The sequence below is a fragment of the Cupriavidus nantongensis genome (assembly GCF_001598055.1).
Classification (GTDB): Bacteria; Pseudomonadota; Gammaproteobacteria; order Burkholderiales; family Burkholderiaceae; genus Cupriavidus; species Cupriavidus nantongensis.
In genome coordinates this window covers 2,310,017-2,336,538 of record NZ_CP014845.1, presented here as the reverse complement: position 1 = coordinate 2,336,538, position 26,522 = coordinate 2,310,017, and the positions used below count along the sequence as shown (strand labels likewise).

Sequence of the window (26,522 nt, the reverse complement as noted above, 5' to 3'; positions counted from 1 at the left end):
CCAAATATAGACCCTGGCGCCGGCCGCGGCGGCGGCCAGCGGGCCACTTTCAGGCGCGCGCGCCAGCGCGAGCGGGCGCGCCCGCCGCCATCACTGTCTCGCACAGCGCGGCCGGCCGCGCCGCCATGTCGCGCGCCGCGGCCGGCAGGTCCGGCTGCGCGTGCAGGCTCAGCTCGACATCCGGCACCGCGGCGGGCCAGCCCTGCTCCAGCACGGTGTGATGCGGCGTGGCCAGCCGCCGCGGCAGCAGCGTCACGCCAAGGCCGTCGGCCACCGCCGCCAGGATGCTGGCCAGGCTGGCGCTGACAAAGGCCACGCGCCAGCGCCGCCCGCCGGCGTCAAGCGCGTGCGTCATCTCGCCGCGGTACAGGCCACCCACCGGGAACGCCACCAGCGGCACCGGGTCGCGCGCCACCGCCGGACGGCTGCGGCTGTCGATCCAGCACAGCGGCTCGGGCCAGCTGGCCAGCCCCTGCGCCTGGCCGGTGCGCTGCTTGACCAGCACCAGGTCCAGCTCGCGGTCCTGGAAGCGTTGCCACAGCTCGTGGCTCATGCCGCTGGTCACCTCCAGCCGCATCCCCGGCCAGTCATCGGCAAACCCGGCCAGCACCGGCGTCAGCGGCCGCGCGGCAAAGTCCTCGGGCACGCCCAGCCGGATCTCGCCCTGGCCGGCGCTCTGGCGCAGTTGCCCGATGGCCTCCGCCATCAGCTGCTGCAGCCGGCGCGCATAGCCCAGCAGGCGCTCGCCTTCCGGCGTGGTGGAGACATAGCGCCCGCCGCGGTCCAGCAGCACGCAACCCAGCTGCTCCTCCAGCCGCCGCACCTGCTGGCTGACGGTCGACTGGGTCAGGTGCACGCGCTGCGCGGCACGGGTAAAGCTGCCGCTCTCGGCGACGGCGACAAAGCTCTGCAGCAGCACGGGGTCGAGGCGAGGGTCCTGCATGATGACGTATCCATTGGCTTTTCCACTGCCGGTGATTTCATCATTTAATTTCCCAATTACCAAGCGCCGGCGTAGAGTTTCGGCACGATGCCCCGGCCTGCGTCCTGGCGCCATCGCCCCGACTCCACACGCCATGCCGCGTTGCACGCGAGCATGTACCCACTTTTCTGCCAACCATGACCACTCACCAGGAATTCATGCGCGAGGCGGTGCGCCTCGCGGTGGCCAACCGCGACCGCGGCGCGCGCCCGTTCGGCGCGGTGCTGGTACTCGACGGCGAAGCCGTCGCCACCGGCGTCAACGACATCGTCCACAGCCACGACCCCACCACCCATGCCGAGATGGAGGCGGTGCGCGCCGCCGCGCGCAAGCTGGGCCGGCCCGACCTGCGCGGCAGTGTGGTCTATGCCAGCGGCCACCCGTGCCCGATGTGCCTGGCGGCGATGACCATGGCCGGGGTGCAGGCGGTCTACTACGCCTTCGACAACCACGATGCCGCGCCCTACGGCATGTCGAGCGAGGCCGCCTACCAGGCGCTGCGCCTGCCGCTCGACCCGCCGCCGCTGCCGCTGACGCGGGTGCCGGTCGACCTCTCCGCCGCGCAGCTGTACGGCATGCGCCCGCGCCGTGGCTGAAGGCGCGCGCCCGGTCCAGCCCCGGCCGCCGCGCTGGCTGGTGCTGGCGGCCGTGGCCGGCATCGGCCTGAACCTGCGGCCGTTCCTGACCGCGGTCGGGCCGCTGGCGCCGGCCATCCGCGGCGGCACCGGCCTGAGCTACCAGGGCATGGCGTGGCTGACGCTGCTGCCGATGCTGCTGATGGGCGTGGGGGCGTTCTTCGGCCCGGCCATCCGCGCGCGGCTGGGCGCGCGCACCGCGGTGCTGGGCGCGCTGGCGCTGCTGGGCGCCGGCTGCGCGCTGCGGCTGGGGGTCACCGGCGGGACCTGGCTGATCGCGTCGGCGGCGCTGTGCGGGCTGGGCGTGGCGGTGGTGCAGGCAGCGTGCCCGGGACTGGTCAAGCAGGAATTCCCGGCGCGCGTGGCGCCGGTGATGGGGCTGTATTCGGCGGCGCTGATGGGTGGCGGCGCGCTCGGCGCGCAGCTGTCGCCCTATGTGACCGGGCTGGCCGGCAGCTGGCGCGAGGCGCTGGCGCTGTGGGCCGTGCCTGCGCTGGCGGCACTGGCACTGGCGTGGGTGGCGCTGCCGCGCGGCCCGGCCCGCCAGCCGGCATCGGCGCCGGCCGCGCCGTGTGGCCGCTCGCCCATCGCCGCCGGCAAGACCCGCGCGCTGCTGCGGCGCCCGCGCACCTGGCTGCTGATGATCAGCTTCGGCGTGATGAACGGCGGCTATGCCTCGCTGGTGGCGTGGCTGGCGCCGTTCTACCAGAGCCGTGGCTGGAGCGCGCCGGCCAGCGGCTCGCTGGTGGCGCTGATGGCGGTGGCGCAGGCCGCCGCGGCGCTGCTGCTGCCAGCGCTGGCGGCGCGCAACACGGACCGGCGCGCGTGGATGGCGCTGGCGCTGGCGATGCAGGTCGCCGGCTTCGCCGGGCTGGCGCTGTGGCCGGACGCGGCGCCGCACGCCTGGGCCGTGATCGGCGGCGCCGGCCTGGGCGGCTGCTTTGCGTTGTACCTGGTGGTGGCGCTGGACCACCTGCCCGACGCCGACAGCGCCGGCGCGCTGAGCGCGGTGATGCAGGGCGGCGGCTTCCTGCTGGCGTCGCTGGCGCCATGGATCACCGCCATGCTGCAGGCGCGCACCGGCAGCTTCACCGCGGGCTGGTGGTATCACCTGGCGTGCGCGGCGGTGGTCGGCGTGCTGACCATGCGGCTGGACCCGGCGCGCTACGGCGCGTCGTTTGCGTTGGCGGCGCCCGCCGGCTGCGCGCGGCAGGCGGGATGACACCGGCCCGGCCGCGCCGACGGCGCGCGGCGGTAACAGCCTGGGCCGTCAGCCAGCGCTGGCTTCGGCGTCAGCGGGCCGGCGCGGCCTCCACCATGGCCGTGGCATCCGCAGGCGCCGGCGCCTGCGGCAGTGCGAACAAGGCCGCCGCGGGCGGCGACAGGCCCTGCAGCCATTGCAGGGCAAGCACGATAAGCATGACCGGCATGGCGCCTCCTTCCCGCATACGTGGTCACTTCTCACTGGTATAGCCCATCGCGCCGCGGTAGCGTCGCCTGCCGACGCCCGGGCTCGTCCATGCGTACCCGTTTCTGCGCGCTTGCCGGTCGTGACAGGACACGACAGCGGCGGCGCCAGGCCTGCCCGTCTTGCTAGATTTATTTCGCATGTAACGTCACATTACCTTCCCGGTTCCGGCCGCACGGCGTCCGCCGGTGCCGCGGCGATGCCCGCGACGCCTTGCCAGACAAGGGTTTCCGGCCAGGCCTGCAGGCGCGGCAGGCGCCCGCCTAAGCCGGCGCCGCATGTGAGACAGGCTTACAAGTGCAAGCGCGCAGCGCGCCAGCCGGCCGCTACATTCGAGCCATGTCCAACGCGATCCCGCCAGGAGCCAACATGAAACGCGCCCTCTCGCTGGTGGTGCTGCTGTCCACCACCGCCGCACTGCTTTCCGCCTGCATCGTGGTGCCCCCGCGCGGCGGCCCGCCGCCGCGCCACCACCACCATTACCACTACTGATTCCGCCACCGCCCAAAGGAGCCCTCCCATGAAACGCCAACTCCTGCTTGCTGCAGCCGTCCTTGCCACGGGCGGCGCCTTCGGACTGAGCGCCCCTGCCGAAGCCCACCAGGCGCCGGTCGCCCGCGGCTACGGCCATCCGCCGCCGCCGCCGCGCTATGAGCCGCACCCGGCCGCGCGCCGCGGCCAGGTCTGGGTGCCTGGCCACTGGGAAGCGCGCGGCGGACGCTACGCCTGGCGCGGTGGCTACTGGCAGCCGCAGCGCGTCGGCTACCGCTATGTGCCCGAGCGCTGGGTGCGCGGCCCGCATGGCTGGGTCATGCGCCCGGGCCGCTGGGTACGCTGAGCCGGCCGGCGTCGCCATCCTTCCCGCAGCCCGGCCGGCCCCCACCGATGGGTGGTGGCAAGGCCGGCGCGGCCGGTGGCGCCGGCGCCGCAGAGCTCATCCATGGTGGTAACCGCGCCTCATCCAGAAGCACTAGACCATGTGCGCGAGCAGCCGTTAAATCTGCCGCATTGATTTCACAACCAGCATTTCCGGGGCGCGTTTCATAATTGGAGCAACACCATTGAGGATGCATTTCGGACATCCCTCAATAGGGTTATAAAATCGTCATATCGGACTATGGATAATAGAATCTGTTTCAGATTTGCAACCAATTAAACTCTGAATGTCACATCGGTGAAACCACCGGGAACGGCGCCAGCGCGGCGTTTCCGAAACCTGGCAGGCATAAACACGACATATTTGAAGGGATTATTAAGGTCCTTTCATTCCCTCCCTCATTCCACCTCGCTCCCCCTTGCTTGCAATCCCCTCACCCAGCCCATAAGATGAATTCCAACTGATTTAGGAGTAACAGGCACCCGGGGTCGGGTTCGGGGTCATCCCTTCCAGCCATGGCAAGTTCCAGTCACAACAACGGAACCGCCCGGCATGGAAGCATGGGGGTCAGCCACAGAGCCAGCCAGCAGTCACCGGCGGTTGCGGTGACGGCGGTCCTGTCACGTCCTCCATACGCAAAGTGCCCTGCAGTCCGCCTCCCGGGGTAAAAACGGGGAGTGAAGTCCATGAATGCGTTGCTGATCGAGGAGCACCCGCTGCTCCGGCTCGGGCTGTTGCAGATGCTCGAGAACATCCAGGAATCCGCGCAGGTGGCGGCCATTGCCCCGGCGGATATGGCCCGGCTCGACGCCCGGCACCATAACGCGGACCTGCTCGTGTTCGGCATGCCCGCCGACCCCGCGCCCGGCTGGGTGCTGCTGGAACAGGTCCGGCAGACGCTCGCGCCGCAACGCATCCTGATCCTTGCCGACACCCTGCCCTTGCATGTGCCCGCCGCGGACAGCGCGCGCGGCATCTGCGGCTGCCTGCCCAAGTCCGCCTCGCTGGCGGTGATCGAGGCCGCCATCCGCATGGCCGTGTCCGGTGTGCAGGGGCTGGTCTTCACTGCCGAGACCGGCACCCTGCCCTCGGCATCGCGTTCGGCGCTGCCCGTCACGCAGTCCCTCGCCTCGGCTGCGCCGCTGCCGCTCAGCGTCGCGCATCCGGCCCAGGCGCCGGGGGAGCAGCTGGCGCTGGCGTCCTGCGCCAGCACCCCGCGCGCCGCCCTGCGCACCACCGTGGCGCTGCGCGACCTGACCGAGCTGCGGCCCGGCCAGCCGCTATCCGCGCCCGCGCCGGCGGCGGTTTCGTCCGCACCCCCTGCCATGCCGCTGAGCGAGGAAGAACCCGGCTACGACGAGGCTGAGATGCTGAAGATCACGCCGCGCCAGTACGAGGTGCTGGTGCTGCTGGCGCGCGGCTATCCGATCAAGACCGTCAGCCGCATGCTCAACATCTCGGTGGCGACGGTGAAGAGCCACGCCTGCACGCTGTACCAGCGGCTCAAGGTGCGCAACAAGGGCGAGGCGGTTTACGCCGCGCTGCAGCGCGGCGCCACGCTGGAATGGGTCAGCGGCGACGAACGCATCACGCGCGAAACCAATGGCGCCGGGGTGGCGCCAAGGCGCAACGAACCGCCGTGCCAGGCGGTCCGGCAGGCGGTCTGAGGCCGGCCTGAGAGTTTTGCCGCGCGCCGCGCCCGCACAGACGGGCCGGCGCCATCCCGGCGCTTGCCGGACGGGAGGGGTCATCATGCAAGCCAGCACGTTCTTGCCCAGCTTTTCCGTGTGCGTCAGCACGCGCGACCATCCGGACGGACTGCGCCGGACCCTGCAGTCGATCGCGGCGTCGACCATGCCGCCGCACCAGCTGATCGTCTGCGACGACAGCAGCCACGACGCCACGCGCGCGCTGATGCGCGACGCCTACCCCGACATCCCCTGCCTGGACGGTCCCCGCCGCGGCGCCGCCGCCAGCCGCAACCGCCTGCTGCGCGCGGCCACCGGCACGCACGTGCTGTTTCTGGACGACCACGCCACGCTGGGCCAGACCTTCCTGCAGCAGATGGGCGAGCGCCTTGCCGACGACTTCATCTACCGGGTCGCCGCGGGCGGCAATGCCGATGCGCTGGTGCTGACCGGCACGGCGCTGTGCGCGGGCGAATGCCTGCGGCCGCAGCGCGAGGATTTCCTCGGGCAGCCGCTGCGCCAGCCGCCGCGCCGGGCCGCGCGGGCGCGGCCGCTGTGCGCGGTGGTGCTGTCCAGCACGGTGTTCCCGCGCGCGCTGCTGGAGCGGCTGCCGTTCGACGAGAGCCTCGATGCCGATTACGACGTCGCCGACCTGACCGGGCGCGCGGTCTACGGCTGCGGCTGCCGCATCGAACTGGTGCCGAGCGCGATCAACCAGCTGCATGCGCAGCGCCCGGCCCCATGCAGCGGCAGCCCGGCCGCCGATGCCGCGCGCATGGTCACCATGCTGCATCGGTACGGGCGCAGCCAGCACCGCCACGACAAGGCGGCGCTGTTCCTGATGCTGGCGCTGCCGCACAACCTGGGCCAGCACCTGCATCGCAGCGGCTGGCGCGGCGTGGCGCCGTTCTGGGCCACCACGCGCCTGCTGTGGCAGCACTTGCGGCTTGCGCCGGGCCATCAAGGCAGCGCAGAACGCGCCCGCGCCGAGGTCACCGCGCCGATGCCGCGCACCTGATCCGTTGCGGTGCGCCCACACCGCCAACCGCCGTTGTGTGGGGTAGCAGACGGTGCAGTGCTGCAGCGCGGCGCTACAGTCGCCCCACTTGCTAACGGATCAGAGTCATGGGCGCAAACGAGCTGGACACACTCGGTCATGTCACCACCACCGGGCCGGAGCGGGCCGCGCCGCGCGGGCGCAACGGCATCCGGCGCGCGCTGATCACCGGCATCACCGGGCAGGACGGCTCGTACCTGTGCGAGCTGCTGCTGGGCAAGGGCTATGAAGTCCACGGCATCAAGCGGCGCAGCTCGCTGTTCAACACCGAGCGCATCGACCACCTGTACCAGGATCCGCAGGCCCAGGAGCGCCGGCTGATCCTGCACCACGGCGACATGACCGACACCGCCAGCCTGGTGCGCGTGGTGCAGCAGTCGCAGCCGGACGAGATCTACAACCTCGCCGCGCAGAGCCACGTGCAGGTCTCGTTCGAAGAGCCCGAATACACCGCCAACACCGACGCCATCGGCACGCTGCGCCTGCTCGAGGCGATTCGCATCCTCGGCATGGAAAAGCTCACGCGCTTCTACCAGGCCTCGACCTCCGAACTCTACGGGCTGGTGCAGGAGATCCCGCAAAAGGAAACCACGCCGTTCTATCCGCGCAGCCCGTATGCCGCGGCCAAGCTCTATGCCTACTGGATCACGGTGAACTACCGCGAGGCCTATGGCATGTACGCCTGCAACGGCATCCTGTTCAACCATGAAAGCCCGGTGCGCGGCGAGACCTTCGTCACCCGCAAGATCACGCGCGCGATCGCGCGCATCGCGCTGGGGCTGCAGGAAACGCTGTACCTGGGCAACCTGTCGGCGCTGCGCGACTGGGGCCATGCGCGCGACTACGTCGAGATGCAGTGGCTGATGCTGCAGCAGCCGGCGGCCGAGGACTTCGTCATCGCCAGCGGCGAGCAGCACAGCGTGCGCGAGTTCGTACAGCGCGCGGCGCGCGAACTGGGCATCACCATCACCTTCCACGGCAGCGGCGTCGACGAGGTCGGCATCGTCGAGCATGTCGATCCGCCCGCGCGCGGCGGCATCGCGCCGGCATGCAAGCCGGGCGAGATCGTGGTGCGGGTCGATCCGCGCTACTTCCGGCCGACCGAAGTGGAAACGCTGCTCGGCGATGCCAGCCGTGCGCGCGAGCGCCTGGGCTGGAGCCCGCGCATCGGCTTTGCCGAACTGGTCCGGGAAATGATCGAGGCCGACTACGCCGCGGCGCGCCGCGACGCGCTGGTCAGGCTGGCCGGTTTCCAGGCCTTCAACCATCTTGAGTAGCCGCGTGCACGGCCACCGCGAGGACCCCATGAACCAGGCCCTGGCAACGCGCCCGCGCATCTTTGTCGCCGGCCATCGCGGCATGGTCGGTTCGGCCATCGAGCGCGCGCTGCGCGCGCACGGCGGCGCCGACCTCGTCACGCGCACGCACGCCGAGCTGGACCTGTGCGACCAGGCCAGGGTACAGGCGTTCTTCGCCAGCCAGCGCATCGACGCGGTCTACCTGGCGGCGGCGCGGGTCGGGGGCATCCATGCCAACAATACCTACCCGGCCGAGTTCATCCACCAGAACCTGGCCATCGCCACCAACGTGATTCATGCCGCGTGGCAGGCCGGCGTGCGGCGGCTGCTGTTTCTGGGATCGAGCTGCATCTACCCGCGCCTGGCGCCGCAGCCGATGCGCGAAACCGCGCTGCTGACCGGGGCGCTGGAGCCGACCAACGCGCCCTACGCCATCGCCAAGATCGCCGGCATCATGCTGTGCGACAGCTACAACCGCCAGTACGGCACCGATTACCGCTGCGTGATGCCGACCAACCTCTATGGGCCCGGCGACAACTACCACCCCGACAACAGCCATGTGATCCCGGGACTGGTGCGCCGCTTCCACGACGCCCGCCTGGCCGGCAGCGCGCGCGTGCCGGTGTGGGGCACCGGCACGCCCCTGCGCGAATTCCTGCATGCGGACGACCTGGCGCGTGCCTGCCTGCATGTGATGGCGCTGCCCGCACCGGCCTACCGCGAGGCCGCGCCCGCGGGCTTCCTCAACGTCGGCAGCGACGACGAGATCTCGATCGGCGCGCTCGCGGCACTGGTGGCGCAGGTCACCGGCTATCGCGGCGAGATTGCCTTCGAAACCGACAAGCCCGACGGCACGCCGCGCAAGCGGCTCGACAGCAGCGCCATCATGCGCACCGGCTGGCGCCCGCGCATTGCGCTGCGCGACGGCCTGCGCAGCGTCTACGAAGACGCCTGCCGCACCGGCACCTTGCCGGGCGGCATCGCGGCCGCGCTGGCCTGACCCGAACGCGCGCGGAGCGGCCATGAAGATCCTGATCTACTGCCAGAACTACGCGCCCGAACTGACCGGCATCGGCAAGTACACCGGCGAGCAGGCGCAATGGCTGGCCGCGCGCGGGCACGAGGTGCGCGTGATCTGCGCCCCGCCGTACTACCCCGCATGGCGCGTCAGCGACGGCTACAGCGCCTGGCGCTATGCGCGCGAGACACATGGCGGCGTAACGGTCTACCGCGCGCCGGTGTGGGTGCCGCGCAAGCCGTCCGGGCTGCTGCGCATCCTGCACCTGATGAGCTTTGCGCTGAGCAGCGTGCCGTGCATGGCGGCGCAGCTGCGCTGGCGCCCCGACGTGATCTTCGCGGTCGAGCCCACGCTGATGTGCAGCCCGGCGGCGCTGCTGCTGGGCAGCTGCACGCGTGCGCGCACCTGGCTGCATGTGCAGGACCTGGAGGTCGATGCCGCGTTCGCGCTGGGCGTACTGCGCCATCCGCTGCTGCGCCGGCTGGCCACGCGCATCGAGCGCGCGCTGACCACGCGCTACCAGCGCGTCTCGACCATCTCGCAGGCGATGGCGGACGCGCTGCGCGCCAAGGGCGTCAGCCCCGCGCGCCTGCAGCTGCTGCCCAACTGGGCCGACCTGAACGAGGCCCCGGCCGACGCGGCGCAGGCGTTCCGGCACGGCCTGGGCATTCCCGCCGATGCGGTGGTCGCGCTGTACGCCGGCAACATGGGCAACAAGCAGGGCCTGGAAGTGCTGGCCGATGCCGCGCAGGCGCTGCAGGGCCACCCGCGCATCCACCTGGTGCTGTGCGGCGACGGCAGCGGCCGCGCCGCGCTGCAGGCACGTTGCGCCGGCCTGGCGCGCGTGCATTTCCTGGCGCTGCAGCCGCAAGCGCGGTTCCACGCGATGATGGCGGCCGCCGACATGCACCTGCTGCCACAGCGCGCCGATGCCGCCGACCTGGTGATGCCGTCCAAGCTCACCGGCATGCTGGCAAGCCGGCGCGCGGTCATTGCCACCGCGCAGCCCGATACCGAGCTGGGCCGGCTGGTGGCGCGCGTGGGCGTGCTGGTGCCGCCCGGCGACGCCAGCGCGCTGGCGCACGCCATTGCCACCCTCGCCTGCCAGCCGCAGCGGCGCGCCATGCATGCCGCCGCGGGCCGCGCCTGGGCCGAAGCCCATCTCGGCCGCGACGCGGTGCTGGCGCAACTGGAATCCGCACTGCAGGCACTGGTATCGCCGCCTGCCGCGCAAGACGCCTCCGCAGTGGCCTGAGCGCCGCCGCGGTCCACCCAACGCCCAAGGGGGAACCCGCCATGAGTCCAAATACCGCGACCACGCACCCCGCGCTGGTGCAACGCCTGATGCGAACCATCAAACCCCTGGTGCCGGCCTGGCTGCGCACCTACTACCACGTGCGCCGCGAGCAGCAGCATGACGCGCGCTACGGCGCCAAGCCGCCGGGCGAAGTGTTCTCGGACGTCTACCACAGCAGCCTGTGGGGCGAGGCCGACGAGCCGGGCTTCTACAGCGGCACCGGCTCGCACGATCCGCGCATCGTCGAGCCCTATGCCGAGGCGGTCACCGCGCTGCTGCGCGAGCTGCCGCGCAAGCCCGACGTGGTCGACCTGGGCTGCGGCGACTTCCATATCGGCAGCCGCATCCGCCCGGCCTGCGCGCGCTATGTGGCGTGCGACGTGGTGGCGCCGCTGATCGCGGCCAACCGCGCGCGCTACGCCCATCTCGACGTGGATTTCCGCTGCCTCGACATTGCCGGCGACGAGCTGCCCGCGGGCGACGTGGTGTTCCTGCGCCAGGTGCTGCAGCACCTGGACAACGACCGGATCGCGCGCGTGCTGGCCAAGCTGCACCGCTACCAGGTGCTGGTGCTGACCGAACACCTGCCGCTGGCGCCGGATTTTCCGCCCAACGCCAAGAAGCGGCTGGGGGCCTCGACGCGGCTGGCGCGCATGGTGCCGAGCGGCGTGGTGCTGACCGCGCCGCCGTTCAACCTGAAACCGGTACGCAGCCGCGTGCTGTGCGAGGTGCGCGAAGGCGCGGGCGTGATCCAGACCGTCGCCTACACCCTGCATTGAGCCGCGCCCGCGCAACGGCTGCGTTGTGCGGGCCTGCCCCGGCCCCCGGACTTTCCTGATTTCGACTGGTCTCAGCTGGCCTCGGCCGTCGCGGTGGCCGGGACCGGCGCCAGCGCGGCCAGGTAGATGGCCTCGTACTGGTCCAGCGCGCGATCCGCGGAGAAATGCCGCGCCCACGCCAGCGAGTCGACGCAGAGCTGGTCGAGCCGCGCCTGCGGCCACGACAGCAAATCCAGCAGCACGCCCACGTTGCGCCGGGCCCAGTCCTGCGCCTCGCCTGGTTCCATCGGCTCGACCAGCAGCGCCAGCCCGCCACCGATCTCCTGCATCGGCGCGCGCGCCGTGGTCAGCACCGGGATGCCGCACGCCATGGCCTCGATCACCGGCCAGCCGAAGCCCTCTTCCAGGCTCGGGAACAGCAGCCCTCCCGCAAGCGCATAGGCAGCGTGTACCGCCGCGGTGGACATGCCCTCCAGGAAGCGCACCTTGCCGCCCAGCCGCTCGGCGGCGTCGGCCAGCTCGCGCATGGCGGGGGTCGGCTCGGGGCCGATCATCCACAGCGGGCGCGGCGCCGCGGCGGCGCCGGTGCCGCCGCCCGCGCTGGTGGCTTCGCAATAGGCGTGGTATAGCGCCAGCACGCCTTCGCGGTTCTTGTACCACTGGTTGCCGCCGATATGGACCAGCATGCCGGGCTCGATCCCGTCGATGCCGGCCACGCGCAGCATGCGCATCGCGACATCCGGCGCGAGCGGGCGGAACGGGTAGTTGAGGCCGTTGTGCACCACCCGCACGCGCGGCCTTTGCCCCGGATGCAGGCGCAGCAGGTCGTGCGCGGTCTTCTCCGACACCGCGACAAAGTTCCGCCCCAGCCCGATGCCGCGCAGGATCAGTGCCTGGTAGAGCCGCCCGCTGGCCGACAGCTGGCGCCCCGGAAACTCTCCCGCGGCGGTGCGCTGCGCGATGAAGTCGTGGCAGTGGATCACATGCGGGCGCCGGTGCAGCAGCCACATCCACATGCCCAGCGAATGGTCGGTCAGCACCGCCAGCGCGCCGGCGCCCTCGCGCCGCAGCCGCCACCACGCCCACGCCGGGAACAACAGGTACTGGTCGACATAGCCGAGCCACTTGCGCAGGCCCGGGCGCGTCGACAGCCGCACCAGCACGGCGGGCGGGGTCCACAGCTGGACTTCGTGGCCGCGCTCGCGCATGCCCTCGCGGATCATGGCCGCGAAGCGGTCCATGCTGTGGCTGCCGAAAAAGGCGGGATGACCGAACAGGATAAGCCTCATATTGCCTTTCTTCGCGGATCGATGTGGATGTCCGGTGTGGTTGCCCGATGCGGTTGCCCGATGCGGTTGCCCGATGTGGTTGCCCGATGTGGTTGCCAGAGGGTGCGTGGACCGCAGCCGGCCGCTAGCGCGCGTGTCGTCGCCGCGACCGCGCGCGCTGGTTCGCGCCGCTCAGCCGCCCCTGCCGCTCCAGCCGCGTGACCGCCATGGTGAAGCCGACAAAGAGAAAGCCCAGCACGTTGGCGGTCAGCTGCCCGATCAGCGACCACGTCAGCAGGCACAGCGTGCTCACCAGCCACAGCAGGATGGCAAAGCAGCTGCCGGTGCGGCGCGCCGCGCCGATGGCAAGCCACATGCCGGCCACGCACACGGCGAACTTCAGCGCCACGTACAGGTAGCCCAGCAGGCCGGCCTCTTCGATGGTGCGCCCGGTCTCGGTCTCGGACAGCATGAAGGTGATTTCGCCGCGCTCGAGATAGCTGGCCAGGTTGCTGCCGCGCCCGAGCCCCGCGCCCAGCAGCGTGGGCTTGGCGTAAGCCTCGCTCTCGCCCAGGAACATGGTGCCGACGCGGTCGCCGAAGTCTTCGTCTTCGGCGGCGTCGTGGAAGCGCTGCACCGTGCTTTCGACCGACGCGCTGAATACCACCATGGCCACCGCCCCGATCAGCACCGCCACGCCGACCCAGACCAGCACGCGGCGCCTGGCCACGGTGCGCCCGAACATCAGCGTACACAGCGCCGCCACCGCGAACAGGCCCGGCAGCAGCAGCACGGTGGCGCGCGAACCGCTCACCAGCACGCTCACCAGCAGGCTGCCCAGCACCACCAGCGCATACAGCCAGTGCCGCTTGCCCTCGCCGCCGAGCACGTATTGCAGCGCGATCGGCATGGTGATCGCCAGGAAGGTGGTGTAGCCCAGCGTGAACGAGAACGTGCCGGTGGTGCGCACGATGTCGCCGACCATCATGAAGACCCGGTCCTCGTCGCCGTCGACCTGCCGGTTCAGGAAGCTGCCGGGCGGCAGGAAGTGCTGCAGCACCACCAGCGGCGCCATCAGCACCATCAGCACCAGCGTGGTCTTGCAGATCGCGGCAACGTCCTCGGGCTCGAGCAGCAGCGCCGCGGCCACGCCGAACCACACATAGAGCAGCCAGAAGCGCAGCCCGACTAGCAAGATGGCGAGGGTGCCGTCGCCGGCGATGGTCTGCACCAGCCCCCATGCCAGCACCACCGCGCTCCACAGCAGCAGCAGCCGCATCGCCGGCCGCGCTGGCGTGAAGCCGCCATAGCGCATCGCGTAGTAGATGCCATAGACCGCCAGCAGGTCGCGCAGCAGCACCAGCGGCAGGCTCAGCGAGCCCGCCACCCACTTGCGCGCCGCGCCTTCCAGCACGGCCACCAGGAATACCAGCAGGAACACGGTGCCGAAGGTGGTGCGCGCCTGCCGGCGGATGCGCGCGCGCGCCGGCGGCGCCAGGGGTGCGGCGGAGTGGCTCAGCATAGCGTCGCGATGGTTGCGACCGCGGCGCGGCGATACCTGGCCCAGGTGTACTTCTCCCCGGCCAGGCTCGCGTACGGGCGCGCCTCGTCCAGGCTGGCGCGTACCGTGGCAAGCTCCAGCATGCGGTCATACAAGGATTGCGCGCTGACCTGGACGACCCAGCCCGCGCGCGGGAATTCCTGCAGGATCTCCTTGGCCCCGACCCGCTCCGACACTAGCGCCGGCGTGCCGCAGGCAAGCGCCTCGGCCACCACCATGCCGAACGAGTCGAAGCGCGACGGCAGCACCAGGCAATCGGCGTCGGCCAGCTGCTGGTACAGCGCCGGCTGCGGCAGCGCGCCCAGCAGCGTGACCCCGGGTGTCGACGCCAGCGCCGCGGCCAGCGCCGGCTCGGCACCGCCGCCTGCCACCGCGAGCTCGGCCTCGGGCACGCGTGCGCGCACCATGGCAAAGGCCTGCTGCAGCAGGTCGACCGCCTTGAGCGTGGTCAGCCCGCCGGCATACAGGAAGCGCGTGCCGGCGCGCGTGCGCCGGCGCTGCACGTCGCCGGGCAGGCTGGCGCCGAGCAGGATCGGCCTGAGCTTGGCCTCCGGCACGCCGGCCTGCGCATAGGTCTGCGCGGCGAATTCGGAGCAGGTGATGACCAGGTCTGCCAGTTCGACCTCGCGGTCCTTGCGCGCGTCGATGCAGGCCAGGTAGGGGTCGGGCTGCAGCCCCAGCAGGGCCGCGGCCGTGGCGCGATGCACCGCGGGCGCGTCGAGCACGCAGCGCGCGCCGATGCGGCGCGCCGCCTCGAAGGTCTGCATCGCCGAGTTCTCGTAGGCCACCACCACGTCGGGGCGCAGCGCCTCGACGCGCCGCGCCGCCCAGGCATCGAACAGGTGGAACACGCGGTGCGCATAGGCCGACTGCGACATGCGCAGATAGCGGTTGAGCCCGACGCGGCGATGCAGCCCCACCTTGAGCATGGCCGGGAAGCACAGCGGATGGCGGCGCAGGGCCCGCGGGATGCCGACCTCGCGAACCTTGGCGGCAAGCGCCGGCGGCAGCCACCACGGCACCGGCTCGCCCGGCCCGCGCACCGGCACGCCCGACCAGTACTGGCACAGCAATCCCTGCTCGTGCAGCGCCTGCGCCATCTGGTGCGAATGCTGCAGGCCGGGGTGGGTGACCAGGACCTTCATGGGCGCCCCCCGTCGACACTCAGCACCGGCGGCGGCAGCAGCCGCCCGGCGCGGATCGCGCCCGCCAGTTCGCACAGCACCGCGGCGCCAAGCCCCGAAGCCAGGCCGGCCTCGAACCACAGCACGCCGCGCAGCGTGGTCAGGTCGAGCAGGTGGGGCGCGACCAGGCACCAGGCGATCACCACCGGCACCTGCATGTAGTTGAAGTGGTTCAGGCCGCGGTTGGCCAGCAGTTCCCAGGCGACGCCGGCAATGCTGTAGGCGCCGGCGCCCAGGCAGGCGATCAGCAGCTCCGAGGTCAGTCCGGCGTAGTTGGAGCCAACCAGGCGCAGCAGCAGCTCGGGCCACAACCAGGCCAGCAGCACCAGCGTGCCGGCCGGCAGCGAACCCAGCAGCAGCCAGCCCAGGTACTGGCGCAGCACGTGCTCGCGCGCCTGCGCGAAGCGCGGCACGACATACGCGCCCACCACGATGCTGACCGGCACCAGCAGCTGGCCGATGCGCGACAGCGCGCCGATCGCCGCGGTCTGGCTGACCGCGCCGTAGAACGCAACGATGCCGAAGGCGAACTGCGACTGCAGGCAGTAGAACGCGTCCATCGGAATCTGGCGGCGCGTGATGGCGCGGATCGAACGCTGGTCCTCGGGCACCGGCTCGCCCGCCTGCGCCGGCAATTCGCGGCGCAGCCAGCGGCGCACGAACGGCACGCGCAAGCCGGCGAAGAGCGTATTGACCAGGCTGGCGGCCAGCGCGCTCTGCAGCCCCAGCACGTAGACGCCCCATGACAGCAGCAGCCGCGCGCCCGACAGGCTGGCATCGAGCGCCTGCAGCGCCGGCGCGCGGTTGGCGAACAGCAGCACCTGGTCCACCACGCGCGACTGCATGTCGAAATACCACATCGTCAGCAGCGTCAGCAGCAACGCGGCAATCAACGCCAGCGAGGCATGGTTGCGGTACATCAGCACGCCGGCGACGATCAGCAGCGGCGGCAGCAGGAACGCCGAGATGCGCTTGCGCTGCGCCAGCGCGGCGCGCGTGGCCTGCGCCGCGCGCTCGCGGTCGGGCCAGGTGCGCCCGAGGATGGCATTCAGCCCGAAATGGATGCCGCCCTTGGTGATGATCGACATGGCGCCGACGATGGCGCCGGTGACGGTATAGATCGCGTAGTCGCCGACGCTGAGCCAGTGCGCCAGCAGCAGGCCGGTGATGGCGCCGAGCCCCTGCGACAGCACCGCGAAGACGAAGATGCGCAGCGCTTTCATGGGGTGCCGCCCCGCGTGGCGCTGCGGGCAGCTGCATCGGCGGCGGGCGCCGGCACCGGCCGCTCGCCCAGGATGTCGAGCAGCCGCTGCGCGCTCTGGCGCACCTCGAAGCGGCGCTGGAAGCAAGCCTGCGCCTGCACCCGCATGCGCGCCTGCGCAATGGGATCGGCCTGCAGCCACTGGCGCAGGCACGCGCCAGTGCCCTCGGCGGTATCGGCGCCGGCCAGCCCGGCCCCATCGGCAACGATTTCACGCCAGATGTTGACCTTATCTGAAATCAGCACCGGCACGCCGCAGCCCAGCGCCTCGGCCACGGCCACGCCAAAGTTCTCCTGGTGCGACGGCAGCGTGAAGACTTCGGCCGCGTGATAAGCGCCCCACTTCAGGTCGCCCGACAGCATGCCGGTCCAGCTGAGCCGCTGCGCCAGCCCCAGGCGTTCGGCCTGGCGCACCAGCCGCTCGCGCAGCGCCGCCTCCACTGGCCCCGCCAGCACCAGCTGCAGCCGCGGGTCGGCACCGGCCACGCCGGCAAAGGCTTCGACCAGCAGGTCGCAGCCCTTCTTTTCGTGGATCCGGCCGAGAAACAGCACGATGCGCTTGCCGCGCAGCGCCGGAAACGCAGCGAAGAACGCCTCGCGCAACGGCTCGGCCGCGGTGGGTGGCTGCGCGGTGCCGTACCCGGCCACCAGCTCGCGGCAACGATAGGGCCAGAACGCGTTGCGCGAACGCCGCTGCTCTTCCTCGCAGGTGAACAGCACCGCGCGCGCGCCGCGCAGCACCCAGTACTCGCCCAGCAGCCAGTACAGGCTCTTCTTGAGGTGCTTGAGCGGATAGCGCTCGCGGAACCACGGATCGAGCATGCCGTGGGTGTAGACGAAGTACGGTACCTCGCTGCCGCGCAGCGCAAGGCAGGTGGCAAGCGCGTGGAACTGCCACAGGCCTTCGACCAGCACTGCGTCGTAGTCGGCCGCATGGGCGCGCAGCCACGCCAGCATCCTGGGGTTGAAGCCGTATTTGCTCGAGGCGGGGCCCAGTGCGACCACGTTCATCTCGCTGGCGCGCACGAACGGTGCGTCCGGGGCATCGCCGCAGCAGACGTCGACCTCGGCGCCGCGTTCGCGCAGCGGCTGGCGCAATTGGCGGATGCCTTCGATGGGCCCGCCTCCGGCGGGGTCGATGGAGGGTATGACGTGCAGCAATCTCATGGTGCAGGGCGATCTCCGGAATCCGCGCGTCGTGCCCGCTGGGTGCCTGGCACTGGTTCCCCGGCTGGCGCCAATGGCAAGCGGGGCCATACGTCCTCGTGCCCGCAGCATGAGCCAGCGCGCCTGCGGCCTCTGTTCGCTGCCACACACCCGCGCGGGTCCGTCGCGGCGCCGTAGCGGCGCTGCCAGGCCAATGTGGACCAGCGCACCGAGCCGGCCCCCGCAGCGCACCAGAATGGTCTGCACTGGCGCCATCCGCATGGCGCGCACCCGGTCCCTGCCATGCCGATTCCGATCCTGATGTACCACCAGATCGACGCGCCGCCGCCACGCCGCTCGCCCGGGCGCGGGCTGTGGGTGCCGCCCGCGCGCTTTCGCCGCCAGATGCGGCTGATGCACCGGCTGGGCTATCGCGGCCTGAGCATGCGCGACCTGATGCCCTACCTGCACGGCGAGCGCAGCGGCAAGGTGTTCGGCATCACCTTCGACGACGGCTTCCGCAACGTGTTCGAGCACGCCATGCCCGCGCTGGATGCGCTCGGCTTCACCGCCACCAATTACTTTGTCTCGCGCCAGCTGTCGGGCAGCAACGTGTGGGACCGGGATCTTGGCATCCGCCCCGCGGCGCTGATGAGCGTGGCGCAGATGCGCGCCTGGCACCAGCGCGGGCATGAGGTCGGCTCGCATACGCTGGACCATGTCGACCTGCGCCGCATGGCGCCGCACGAGGCGCGCCGGCAGATCGCCGCGTCCAAGGACGAGCTGGAGCAGTGGCTGGGCGTGCCGGTGACGGCGTTCTGCTATCCCTATGGCAGCCAGGACGCCGCGCATCGGGACATGGTGCGCGAGGCGGGCTACGCCAACGCCACCATCACCGCGCGCGGGCTGGCCCGCGCCAGCGACGACCCGTTCGGCCTGCCCCGCATCAGCGTTTATTGCGGCACCGGCATATTGGGCTTCCTGCGCAAATGCCTGACCGCGCACGAGGACCGCTGGCGCGAAGCCTAGCGGCCAGCCTCTGAACCCTGCTGCTCGGTGTTGAACGGTACCGGCTCGCGCGGCTCGCTGGGATGCTGGGTGAAGCGCGCGATGGCCTCGGCATAGCGCTGCGCCACCGCCTTGCGTTCATGCTCGCGCAGGAACTGGCGCGTGCCGGCTTCATCCCGGCGCGACGCGCCGGCCAGCACCGCGGCCATGGCCGCGTGCAGCGGCTCGGGCGCCGGCTCGACCACCCAGCCGAAGTCGCCGACCGCTTCGGGCAGGCCGCCGCGCTGGCTGACGATCACTTCGCAGCCCGCCGCCAGCCCTTCCAGCGCGACGATGCCGAACGACTCATAGCCCAGCGACGGCGCCACCAGGCATCGATGCCGGCCCAGCAGTGCGGCCACGCCGGCGGCGCACTGGCAGCCGGTAAAGTGCACCGCGCCCGCGCAGCCAAGCCCGTCGGCCAGCCGCGCCAGCGCCTCGCGCTCGGGCCCGTCGCCGACGATGGTGAGGCGCGCATGCGGCTGGCGCGCGTGCAGGCGCGCGAAGCTGCGCACCAGCACATCCACGCCTTTTTCGGACACCAGCCGCCCGACGAAGATGAAGCTTCCCGGCGGCCGGGCCTCCGGGGGCGGCGCCGCCGCGAACAGTTCGTCGCGGTAGCCGTTGTGGATCACCAGCGGCTGGCCCGGCAGCCAGCTGGCCAGGTAGTGGCTGACGCAGATGCCGTCGTAGAAGCGCGACAGCCAGCGCTTGATCGCGCCGGTCCAGGTGCCGCGCGAGTGGCCGTGGACCACGTAGGGGCCGTGGTGCGTCAGCACGATGCGCCGGCGCAGCGCGCTGGCCAGCATCACGTCGTAAAAAGTCAGGCCCACGAACAGCACGCGCCGGTGGCGCAGCAGGGCGCGCGCCAGCTGCAGCTTGCCGCTGACCCGCGTCACGGCGAACGGGAAGTGGGTGGCGTCGCCCGGCGCGGCCGGCGTGCGCGTGGCCACTTCGACCGGATAGCCCAGGTCCGCCAGCCCGGTCGCCAGTTCCTCGGCGAAGCGCTCCATGCCGCCGATCAATGGATGGAAGGGGGCGCTGTAGATCAGGATGCTGGGCAGCGGCGCAGGCGTCTCGCGCAGCTGCGAGGGTTGCATCATCGCGTCATGGCTCCGGTCGCACCGCGAGCAAGCAGGCCTGTGCCCGCGGTGTCCTGCCTGCAGCATGCGCCAGCAGCGGGTGCCGTTCCGTGCGCTGGCGCACCTGTGTGGAGCGTGATGGCGGCAACGGCAAGCCCGACGGTCTGTTGCCCGGTTTCTGTGGCGCGGCGCACCGATGCGCGGGGCGGCTTCGCGCGAGCATCGCCGCAATGTCCGCCGTCCCGCAAACGCTCCGTATGATCATCCAGCACACCCACCGCACCTCCGGCCCGTCGTTTTCGCTGTCCAACCGTGTGCGCCGGCAGCTATGGAACTGGGTATGGCTGTGGCTGTTCCGCCCCAGCCTGCGCCCGATGCATGCCTGGCGCGCCGCACTGCTGCGGCTGTTCGGCGCGCGCCTCGGCCGCGATGCGCGGGTCTATCCCGCGGCACGGATCTGGGCGCCGTGGAACCTGGTGATGGGCGAGCACACCGCCGTCGCCGACGGCGTGACCCTCTACAACATCAGTCCGATCACGCTGGGCGACTACGCCATCGTGTCACAAGGCTCGCACTTGTGCACGGGCTCGCACGATTACAACAGCGAAACCTTCCAGCTGATCGCGTCGCCGATCACGCTGGAGCGCCATGTGTGGGTATGCGCCGAAGCGTTCATCTCGCCGGGCGTGACCTTGCCCGAAGGCGTGGTGATCGCGCCGCGCACGGTCGTCACCAAGCCGCTGCGCGAGGCCTGGACGGTATATGGCGGCACGCCCGCGCGGCCCATCGGCCAGCGCCGTCCGCAGCCATGAGCGAGGCACCGGACCGCATGGCCGCGGCGCATTCGACCAGTGCGCGCCAGGCCACCCAGGGCGCCCGCGTCAGTGTGCGAGAGCGCACCGATTCACGCTACCCGCCGCCCTAGGCTGGGAGCATCGGGGGCCTGCCGTCCAAGCGCGGACCCAGCCTAATACGCAGGAGCAATGTCGTGGAAACCAGTCAATGCCGCACCGCTTGCCCTATCGATCGCACCCGCCGCTCGCGCCAGCGCTCGCTGCCGGGCCTGTGCGCCGTGCTCGGCGCCGCCCTGCTGCTGGGGGGCTGCGCCGCATCGCCCGGGATGCACTTCAGCCCCAGCGCGAACGTCGATGCGGTCGGCCCGGACGCCAAGCCGGACATCACGCCGATCACCATGGACCTGGTGCGCGAGCTGCGCGCCAAGAGCAAGCCCACCAACGACCGCGTCGAAGAGCTGTTCGCCACGCCCAAGCCCTATGTGATCGGCCCCGGCGACATCATCTCGGTGGTGGTGTGGGACCACCCCGAACTGGTGTTCCCGACGCAGACCTACAGCATCGGCGCGGGCTTCGAGGTGCCGGCTTCCACCGGCGGCTCCAACATGCCGGGCTATGTGGTCAGTCCCAATGGCGACATCCAGTTCCCGTATGCCGGCGTGATGAAGGTCTCCGGCAAGACCGCCAACCAGGTCCGCGATGAAATGGCGCGCGTGCTCTCGCGCGTGGTGCGCAATCCGCAGATGACGGTGCGCGTGCTGGGCTTTCGCAGCCAGCGCGTCTATGTCGACGGCGAGGTGCGCACGCCCGGCATGCTCGCCATCGACGACGCGCCGATGACGCTGGTCGAGGCGCTCAACCGCGCCGGCGGCGTGCTCAACAACACCGGCGACAACAGCCGCGTGCGCGTGACCCGCGGCGAGCGCAGCTGGTACGTGAATATCCCGGCGATGCTGGCCAAGGGCGTCGATCCGTCGCGCATCCTGCTGCGCTCGGGCGACATCGTGCGGGTGGAGCAGCGCGAGGACAGCAAGGTCTTCGTCACCGGCGAAGTGGTGCGGCCAACCTCGCTGCTGATGCGCAACGGGCGCATGACGCTGAACGAGGCGCTGGGCGATGCCGGCGGCGTGAATCCCAACTCGGCCAATGCCGAGCAGATCTACGTGATCCGCAAGACCGCCAACGATGCGCCCAAGGTCTACCACCTCGACGGCACCTCGCCGGTGGCGCTGGCGATCGCCGAGGGCTTCGAGCTGGAGCCCAAGGACGTGGTCTACGTCGATGCGCGCGAGGTGGTGCGGTGGAGCCGTGTCATGAGCCTGCTGGTCAGCCCGATCGTGGGCGTCAACAGCCTCACTACGCGGCCCTGAACCATGCTGCAGGCGCCGCTCGTGATCCCCGATGAAGCCGCAATGATCCGCTCGATCCTGGTGGTGTGCCTGGGCAACCGCTGCCGCAGTCCGATGGCCGCCGACCTGCTGCGCCAGGCCCTGCCCGACTGCCACATCAGCTCGGCCGGGCTCGCGCCGCCGGTCGGCGCCGGTGCCGATCCGCGCGTGATCCGGCTGCTGGCCAAGGACGGCCTCGACCTGGCCGCGCACCGCGCGCGCGAGCTTGACGACGACATGGTCGACGACGCCGACCTGGTGCTGGTGATGGACAGCGAGCAGCGCGAATGGCTGGAGCAGCGCTTCCCGCGCGCGCGCGGCAAGACCTTCCGCCTGTGCGAGGCCGCGCAGGCGGATATTCCTGATCCCTACGGCGGCTCGCAGGCGATGTTCCTGATCGTGCTGGGGCTGATCCGCGAGGGCGTGCAGGCATGGACGGCACAGATTCAATCCGAAGCACAGGCAACCCGCTACGGGGAGGCAACATGAGCAACATCAAGAACCTGCGTGACTACGAGGCCCAGGCTGCGGAAGGCGAGGAGCCGTCGTCCGACCTGACTTCGTATGTCGACGTGCTGATCCGCTACCGCTGGACCTTCCTCGCGGTCGCCGCGGCGGTAATGGCAGTCGGGCTGCTGTTCGCGTTGCTGTCCAAGCCGGTCTACCGCGCCGACATCCTGGTGCAGGTAGAGGACCAGAACAGCGGCAACGTCAACAACAACAACAAGCCTACCGCGACCGTGTCACCGGTCTACGACGCCAGGCCCGCCCCTTCGACCGAGATCGAGCTGCTGCGCTCGCGCATGGTGGTGGGCAAGGCGGTCGACGCGTTGCAGCTCGACATATCCGCATCGCCGTACTACTTCCCGGTGATCGGCGCGGCCGTAGCGGGCTTCAACCGCGAGCTGTCGCAGCCGGGCCTGTTCGGCAAGGGCGGCTATGCATGGGGCAGCGAAGCGATCGCGGTATCGCGCCTGGAAGTGCCGCCGGCAATGGAGCGCCGGCTGATCACCGTGACCGCAATGGGCAACGACAAGTACCGGCTGGCCTTCGCCAGCGACGATGCCGTGGCCGAAGGCAGCGTCGGCGTGCCGCTGACGGTGGCGACCCGCAGCGGCAAGGTCACGATCGAGGTAAGCCAGCTCGAAGGCCGTCCCGGTGCGGTGTTCCATGTCTCGCGCGTGCCGCGCGCGGTGGCCATTGCCGACCTGCAGAGCCAGCTGATGATCACCGAGCGCGGCAAGCAGAGCGGCGTGATCGGCGTGGCGCTGGAGGGCACTTCGGCAGAGAAGACCGCCGCCATCCTGAACGAGATCGGCAACGAGTATGTCGAGCAGAACCTGCGCCGCAAGGCCGCCGAGGCCGAGAAGTCGCTGGCCTTCCTGGAAGCGCAGCTGCCGCAGCTCAAGCAGCAGCTGGAAAGCGCCGAGTCGCGCTACAACGCCATGCGCAACCAGCGCGGCACCATCGACCTGAACGAAGAATCGCGGCTGGTGCTGGCGCAGTCCGTGGCCGCCCAGACCAAGCTGGCGGACCTGCGCCAGCGGCGCCAGGAACTGATTGCGCGCTTCACCCCCAACCATCCGGCGATCGAGATCATGGACAAGCAGATCGCCGACGTGAACGCCGAGATCGGCACCGTCGGCGGCAAGATCCAGCGGCTGCCGGATATCGAGCAGAACGTGCTGCGGCTGATGCGCGACGTCCGGGTCAGCACCGAGATGTACCAGTCGCTGCTGAACGACGTGCAGCAGCTCAGGCTGGTCAAGGCCAGCAAGATCGGCACGGCGCGGCTGGTGGACCCGGCCGAGGTGCCGATCCGCCCGGTCAAGCCCAACCGCAAGCTGATCGCCGCGGCCTCGGTGCTGCTGGGCCTTTTGGCCGGCACGGCGGTGGTGGTGCTGCGCCGGCTGTTCGACGGCGGCGTCGCCGATGCGGACGAGATCGAGCGCGAGACCGGCATGACGGTGTACGCGACGGTGCCCTACAGCGCAGCGCAGTCGCGCCTGCGCGGCGGGCCCGACATCGACAAGCTGCTCGCCAGGCGCATGCCGGACGACCCGGCGGTGGAAAGCCTGCGCAGCTTCCGCACCTCGCTGCAGTTTGCGCTGCTCAACAGCGACAGCAACAACGTGGTGGTGATCACAGGGCCAGCGCCGGAAGTGGGCAAGTCCTTTATCTCGGCCAACTTCGCCACGGTGCTGGCCACCGCCGGGCGCCGCGTGGTGCTGGTCGACGCCGACCTGCGCCGCGGCGGGCTCAACCACCATTTCGGCAAGCCGCGCGTGCCGGGGCTGACCGAGCTGCTGACCGGCACGCCGCTGGAGCAGGTACTGCAGCGCGACGTGGTGCCGGGACTCGACTTCATCGCCACCGGCTCGGAACCGCCGCTGGCCGCCGACCTGCTGCAGACGCGCGGCATGGATACGCTGCTGGCCACGCTCAGGAACCGCTACGACGTGGTGCTGCTCGACACCCCGCCGGTGCTGGCCACATCCGACGCCGGCGTGCTGGCGACCAAGGCCGGGGCGGTGTTCCTGGTGGCGCGCGCCGATGCCAGCACGGCATCAGAACTCAAGGCCACGCGGCGCGCGATCGTGCAGGCGGGGAGTGATATCAAGGGGGTGATTTTCAATGGCCTGAAGGTGGAGGGGCGGTGGTATCGGGCGCATTATCACTTTGGGAAGTATCGGTATATGAATCAGTATGGGGGGGCTAGTTCTAAGAGGGCTTGAGGTGCGGTCGTTTTGCCGCTCTCTTTTGAGTTGGGCGCTGTTGGTGACATGCTGTCGGCCTTTGAACCGCGTGGTTCCGCCCTGCTGGGCGGGTCACTTTTTGGCCGAGCCCCAAAAAGTAACCAAAAAACGCGTCGCCTAAGCGGCTGGCTAAGGCGGCATTGGTGGTTCCAGCGGTGGTGACTTGCGGCCCTGTGGTTGGTGGTTCCACCCTGCTGACGCTACCTGGAGGTGCCTGGCGTTCGGGGTCGGATGGACGAACCCGACTTTAGGTCGGTGGCCGCCTGCTAACGGCGTCATTGGTGGGACGCCTTCGGCTGCGCTACGCGCACGCCCTATCTCAGGTCTGCTGCTCTGGCACGGAGTGCGTCGCTGCGCTCGCACGCGCAATCGCGGACGGGCCTGTCAGCGTTTTTGTGTTCAGGGCAGTTAAAGGCTCACCGTCGACGTAACCGGTGAGCCAGCATTATCTCAGTGATGCGGGTGGGTAAAGCGTTCCTCATAGAGAATCGCGAACTGGTTCATGGCAGCTTTCCAGTCATGCGTTGAGCTGCCCCACTTGCCGGTGATGTTGCGCAGGGCCAGCCATAGCAGCTTCGTTGCCGCCTCGTCACTGGGGAAGTGCCCCCGCGTCTTGATGATCTTACGTAGTTGCGCGTTGATGCTCTCGATCGCGTTCGTCGTGTAGATGATCTTGCGGATCGCCGGCGGAAACGTAAAGAACGGGATCACCTGATCCCAGGCGCGACGCCAGGACGCGGCGATCGGGGGGTACTTCTTAGCCCATTCGCTCTGCTCGAATGCCGCCAATTCGGCCAGCGCCGCCTCAACAGTGGGCGCGGTGTACACGGGCTTAAGCGCCGCAGCCACGGCCCGGCGCTCTTTCCAACCGGCGTAGCTCAAGCTGTTTCGGATCAGATGCACGATGCAGGTCTGTAGCGTCGTGGCCGGGAACACCGCATTCAGGGCCTGTTCCATGCCCTTGAGCCCGTCGGTCACTGCAATCAGGATGTCCTGCGTGCCACGGGTCTTCAGGTCGTTGAACACCCTCATCCAGAACTTGGCGCCTTCGGTGCTCTCGATCCACAGGCCCAGGATGTCGCGCGTCCCGTCGGGCAGCACGCCCAAGGCCAGATAGACGGCCTTGTTGCGTACCACGCCGTCCTCGCGCATCTTGACCCGCAGCGCGTCGAAGAACACCACCGGGTACATCGCCTCCAGCGGGCGGGCTTGCCAGGTGGTGACTTCGTCCATGACCGCATCGGTGACCGAACTGATGAATTCTGGCGACACCTCGGTGCCGTACTGCTCGCCCAGAAAAGCCTGGATCTCGCGCACGGTCATGCCGCGGGCGTACATGGCCACGATCTTGTCGTCGAACCCGGTGAAGCGCCGCTCGTGCTTGGGAATCAGGATCGGATCGAAGCTGCCGTCGCGGTCGCGCGGTATGTCCACTCGCAGCGGCCCGTCCTCGGTCAAAACCGTCTTAGCGCTCTTTCCATTGCGTTGATTGGCTGTGCCGGCTGGTCGCTCAGCGCCAGCCGGGTAACCCAGATGATGGCCGAGCTCGGCGCCCAACGCCCGCTCGATCAGGGCCTTCTTGAATGCCATTGAGGCGTCCTGCACGGCCTCGGCAGTCATCGGACCCTTTACGAAATGGGCGATCAGATCCTCGGGAATGGTCGGCAGCTCACGATCGGCGGCCTGGCTCGTCTTGTTTCTACTTGGCATGACATGCTCCTTGGCGACATGTTATGCCCTAAACACAAAATTTCTGACAGGCCCTCGCGGACGAGCCCAAAGGGTTCTCGCCTCCCGCTTGCTTTCCCCCTCTTCCGCGCGCGGGTCCTTGACCTGCGATACTGCCTGCGAAGCAGCCGCAGGCGTCCCCGCGATATCGCCAGCAGCAGGCTGCCTACACCCTGTTGGGATCGTTCAAAAGTGGGTGATCGCAGGC

24 protein-coding genes are annotated in these 26,522 nt (G+C 70.1%); 15 read left to right on the top strand and 9 right to left on the bottom strand.

The genetic code is table 11. The annotated features are described in order from the left end of the window. Positions 1 to 49: 49 nt before the first annotated feature. Complete coding sequence (locus tag A2G96_RS31320) at positions 50 to 943, bottom strand: LysR family transcriptional regulator (protein WP_062803986.1); 894 nt, start codon at positions 941 to 943, stop codon at positions 50 to 52. 176 nt (positions 944 to 1,119) lie between these two features. Here A2G96_RS31320 and A2G96_RS31315 point away from each other — a divergent pair, with 176 nt between their 5' ends. Together A2G96_RS31315 and A2G96_RS31310 are read left to right on the top strand one after the other, a co-directional pair. After that, the gene (locus tag A2G96_RS31315; protein ID WP_082819172.1) at positions 1,120 to 1,578 is read left to right on the top strand and encodes a nucleoside deaminase; all 459 of its coding nucleotides are present in this window, start codon (positions 1,120 to 1,122) and stop codon (positions 1,576 to 1,578) included. Further along, on the top strand, positions 1,571 to 2,839 hold the full coding sequence (locus tag A2G96_RS31310; protein WP_062803984.1) for a cyanate transporter: 1,269 nt from the start codon (positions 1,571 to 1,573) through the stop codon (positions 2,837 to 2,839). Before A2G96_RS31315 ends, A2G96_RS31310 begins: the two co-directional genes overlap by 8 nt. Before the next feature lie 70 nt (positions 2,840 to 2,909). Here A2G96_RS31310 and A2G96_RS33955 read toward each other — a convergent pair whose 3' ends face one another. Next, positions 2,910 to 3,047: a hypothetical protein gene (locus A2G96_RS33955; RefSeq protein ID WP_167354408.1), complete on the bottom strand. Its 138-nt coding sequence runs from the start codon at positions 3,045 to 3,047 to the stop codon at positions 2,910 to 2,912. 407 nt (positions 3,048 to 3,454) lie between these two features. On the opposite strand from A2G96_RS33955, the gene A2G96_RS34290 reads away from it, so the two are divergent. From A2G96_RS34290 to A2G96_RS31275, 8 genes are all read left to right on the top strand, one after another. Next, entirely contained in the window at positions 3,455 to 3,577 is a 123-nt protein-coding gene (locus tag A2G96_RS34290) for a hypothetical protein (protein WP_257734180.1), read from the top strand. 28 nt (positions 3,578 to 3,605) lie between these two features. Further along, entirely contained in the window at positions 3,606 to 3,923 is a 318-nt protein-coding gene (locus tag A2G96_RS31305; RefSeq protein WP_062803983.1) for a YXWGXW repeat-containing protein, read from the top strand. Positions 3,924 to 4,648: 725 nt separating this feature from the next. Continuing rightward, positions 4,649 to 5,629, top strand: coding sequence for a helix-turn-helix transcriptional regulator (locus A2G96_RS31300; RefSeq protein ID WP_062803982.1), 981 nt, complete (start codon positions 4,649 to 4,651; stop codon positions 5,627 to 5,629). A gap of 85 nt (positions 5,630 to 5,714) precedes the next feature. Then, the gene (locus A2G96_RS31295) at positions 5,715 to 6,668 is read left to right on the top strand and encodes a glycosyltransferase family 2 protein (RefSeq protein ID WP_062803981.1); all 954 of its coding nucleotides are present in this window, start codon (positions 5,715 to 5,717) and stop codon (positions 6,666 to 6,668) included. A gap of 107 nt (positions 6,669 to 6,775) precedes the next feature. After that, positions 6,776 to 7,984: a GDP-mannose 4,6-dehydratase gene (gene gmd / locus A2G96_RS31290; protein WP_174549337.1), complete on the top strand. Its 1,209-nt coding sequence runs from the start codon at positions 6,776 to 6,778 to the stop codon at positions 7,982 to 7,984. 28 nt (positions 7,985 to 8,012) lie between these two features. Then, entirely contained in the window at positions 8,013 to 9,005 is a 993-nt protein-coding gene (locus A2G96_RS31285) for a GDP-L-fucose synthase family protein (protein ID WP_062803980.1), read from the top strand. Between the two features lie 22 nt (positions 9,006 to 9,027). Then, on the top strand, positions 9,028 to 10,278 hold the full coding sequence (locus A2G96_RS31280; RefSeq protein WP_062803979.1) for a glycosyltransferase WbuB: 1,251 nt from the start codon (positions 9,028 to 9,030) through the stop codon (positions 10,276 to 10,278). Positions 10,279 to 10,319: 41 nt separating this feature from the next. Then, positions 10,320 to 11,099 (top strand): class I SAM-dependent methyltransferase, encoded by a 780-nt coding sequence (locus tag A2G96_RS31275; protein WP_062803978.1) that lies wholly within the window; start codon positions 10,320 to 10,322, stop codon positions 11,097 to 11,099. A 71-nt stretch (positions 11,100 to 11,170) separates the two neighbouring features. On the opposite strand, the gene A2G96_RS31270 is transcribed toward A2G96_RS31275, so the two are convergent. The 5 genes from A2G96_RS31270 to A2G96_RS31250 form a co-directional block, all read right to left on the bottom strand. Next, positions 11,171 to 12,388: a glycosyltransferase gene (locus tag A2G96_RS31270; RefSeq protein WP_062803977.1), complete on the bottom strand. Its 1,218-nt coding sequence runs from the start codon at positions 12,386 to 12,388 to the stop codon at positions 11,171 to 11,173. Positions 12,389 to 12,512: 124 nt separating this feature from the next. Next, positions 12,513 to 13,889 (bottom strand): hypothetical protein, encoded by a 1,377-nt coding sequence (locus A2G96_RS31265; RefSeq protein ID WP_062803976.1) that lies wholly within the window; start codon positions 13,887 to 13,889, stop codon positions 12,513 to 12,515. Then, on the bottom strand, positions 13,883 to 15,073 hold the full coding sequence (locus A2G96_RS31260) for a glycosyltransferase (RefSeq protein ID WP_062803975.1): 1,191 nt from the start codon (positions 15,071 to 15,073) through the stop codon (positions 13,883 to 13,885). Before A2G96_RS31260 ends, A2G96_RS31265 begins: the two co-directional genes overlap by 7 nt. After that, on the bottom strand, positions 15,070 to 16,335 hold the full coding sequence (locus A2G96_RS31255; RefSeq protein WP_062803974.1) for a hypothetical protein: 1,266 nt from the start codon (positions 16,333 to 16,335) through the stop codon (positions 15,070 to 15,072). Before A2G96_RS31255 ends, A2G96_RS31260 begins: the two co-directional genes overlap by 4 nt. Further along, a complete protein-coding gene (locus A2G96_RS31250) occupies positions 16,332 to 17,540 on the bottom strand; it encodes a glycosyltransferase (protein ID WP_062803973.1) in 1,209 nt (402 codons plus the stop codon). The genes A2G96_RS31255 and A2G96_RS31250 overlap by 4 nt, the downstream gene beginning before the upstream one ends. Before the next feature lie 282 nt (positions 17,541 to 17,822). On the opposite strand from A2G96_RS31250, the gene A2G96_RS31245 reads away from it, so the two are divergent. After that, entirely contained in the window at positions 17,823 to 18,548 is a 726-nt protein-coding gene (locus tag A2G96_RS31245; RefSeq protein ID WP_150124295.1) for a polysaccharide deacetylase family protein, read from the top strand. On the opposite strand, the gene A2G96_RS31240 is transcribed toward A2G96_RS31245, so the two are convergent. Beyond that, entirely contained in the window at positions 18,545 to 19,669 is a 1,125-nt protein-coding gene (locus A2G96_RS31240) for a glycosyltransferase family 4 protein (protein ID WP_062803972.1), read from the bottom strand. The genes A2G96_RS31245 and A2G96_RS31240 overlap by 4 nt on opposite strands. A gap of 236 nt (positions 19,670 to 19,905) precedes the next feature. On the opposite strand from A2G96_RS31240, the gene A2G96_RS31235 reads away from it, so the two are divergent. From A2G96_RS31235 to A2G96_RS31220, 4 genes are all read left to right on the top strand, one after another. Then, the gene (locus tag A2G96_RS31235) at positions 19,906 to 20,460 is read left to right on the top strand and encodes an LbetaH domain-containing protein (RefSeq protein WP_062803971.1); all 555 of its coding nucleotides are present in this window, start codon (positions 19,906 to 19,908) and stop codon (positions 20,458 to 20,460) included. Between the two features lie 242 nt (positions 20,461 to 20,702). Next, complete coding sequence (locus A2G96_RS31230) at positions 20,703 to 21,812, top strand: polysaccharide biosynthesis/export family protein (protein WP_470290498.1); 1,110 nt, start codon at positions 20,703 to 20,705, stop codon at positions 21,810 to 21,812. A gap of 3 nt (positions 21,813 to 21,815) precedes the next feature. Further along, complete coding sequence (locus tag A2G96_RS31225; protein ID WP_082819171.1) at positions 21,816 to 22,319, top strand: arsenate reductase/protein-tyrosine-phosphatase family protein; 504 nt, start codon at positions 21,816 to 21,818, stop codon at positions 22,317 to 22,319. Beyond that, positions 22,316 to 24,565 (top strand): polysaccharide biosynthesis tyrosine autokinase, encoded by a 2,250-nt coding sequence (locus A2G96_RS31220; protein WP_062803970.1) that lies wholly within the window; start codon positions 22,316 to 22,318, stop codon positions 24,563 to 24,565. Before A2G96_RS31225 ends, A2G96_RS31220 begins: the two co-directional genes overlap by 4 nt. A 471-nt stretch (positions 24,566 to 25,036) precedes the next feature. Here A2G96_RS31220 and A2G96_RS31215 read toward each other — a convergent pair whose 3' ends face one another. Then, complete coding sequence (locus tag A2G96_RS31215; protein ID WP_062803969.1) at positions 25,037 to 26,296, bottom strand: IS256 family transposase; 1,260 nt, start codon at positions 26,294 to 26,296, stop codon at positions 25,037 to 25,039. Between the last annotated feature and the right edge of the window lie 226 nt (positions 26,297 to 26,522).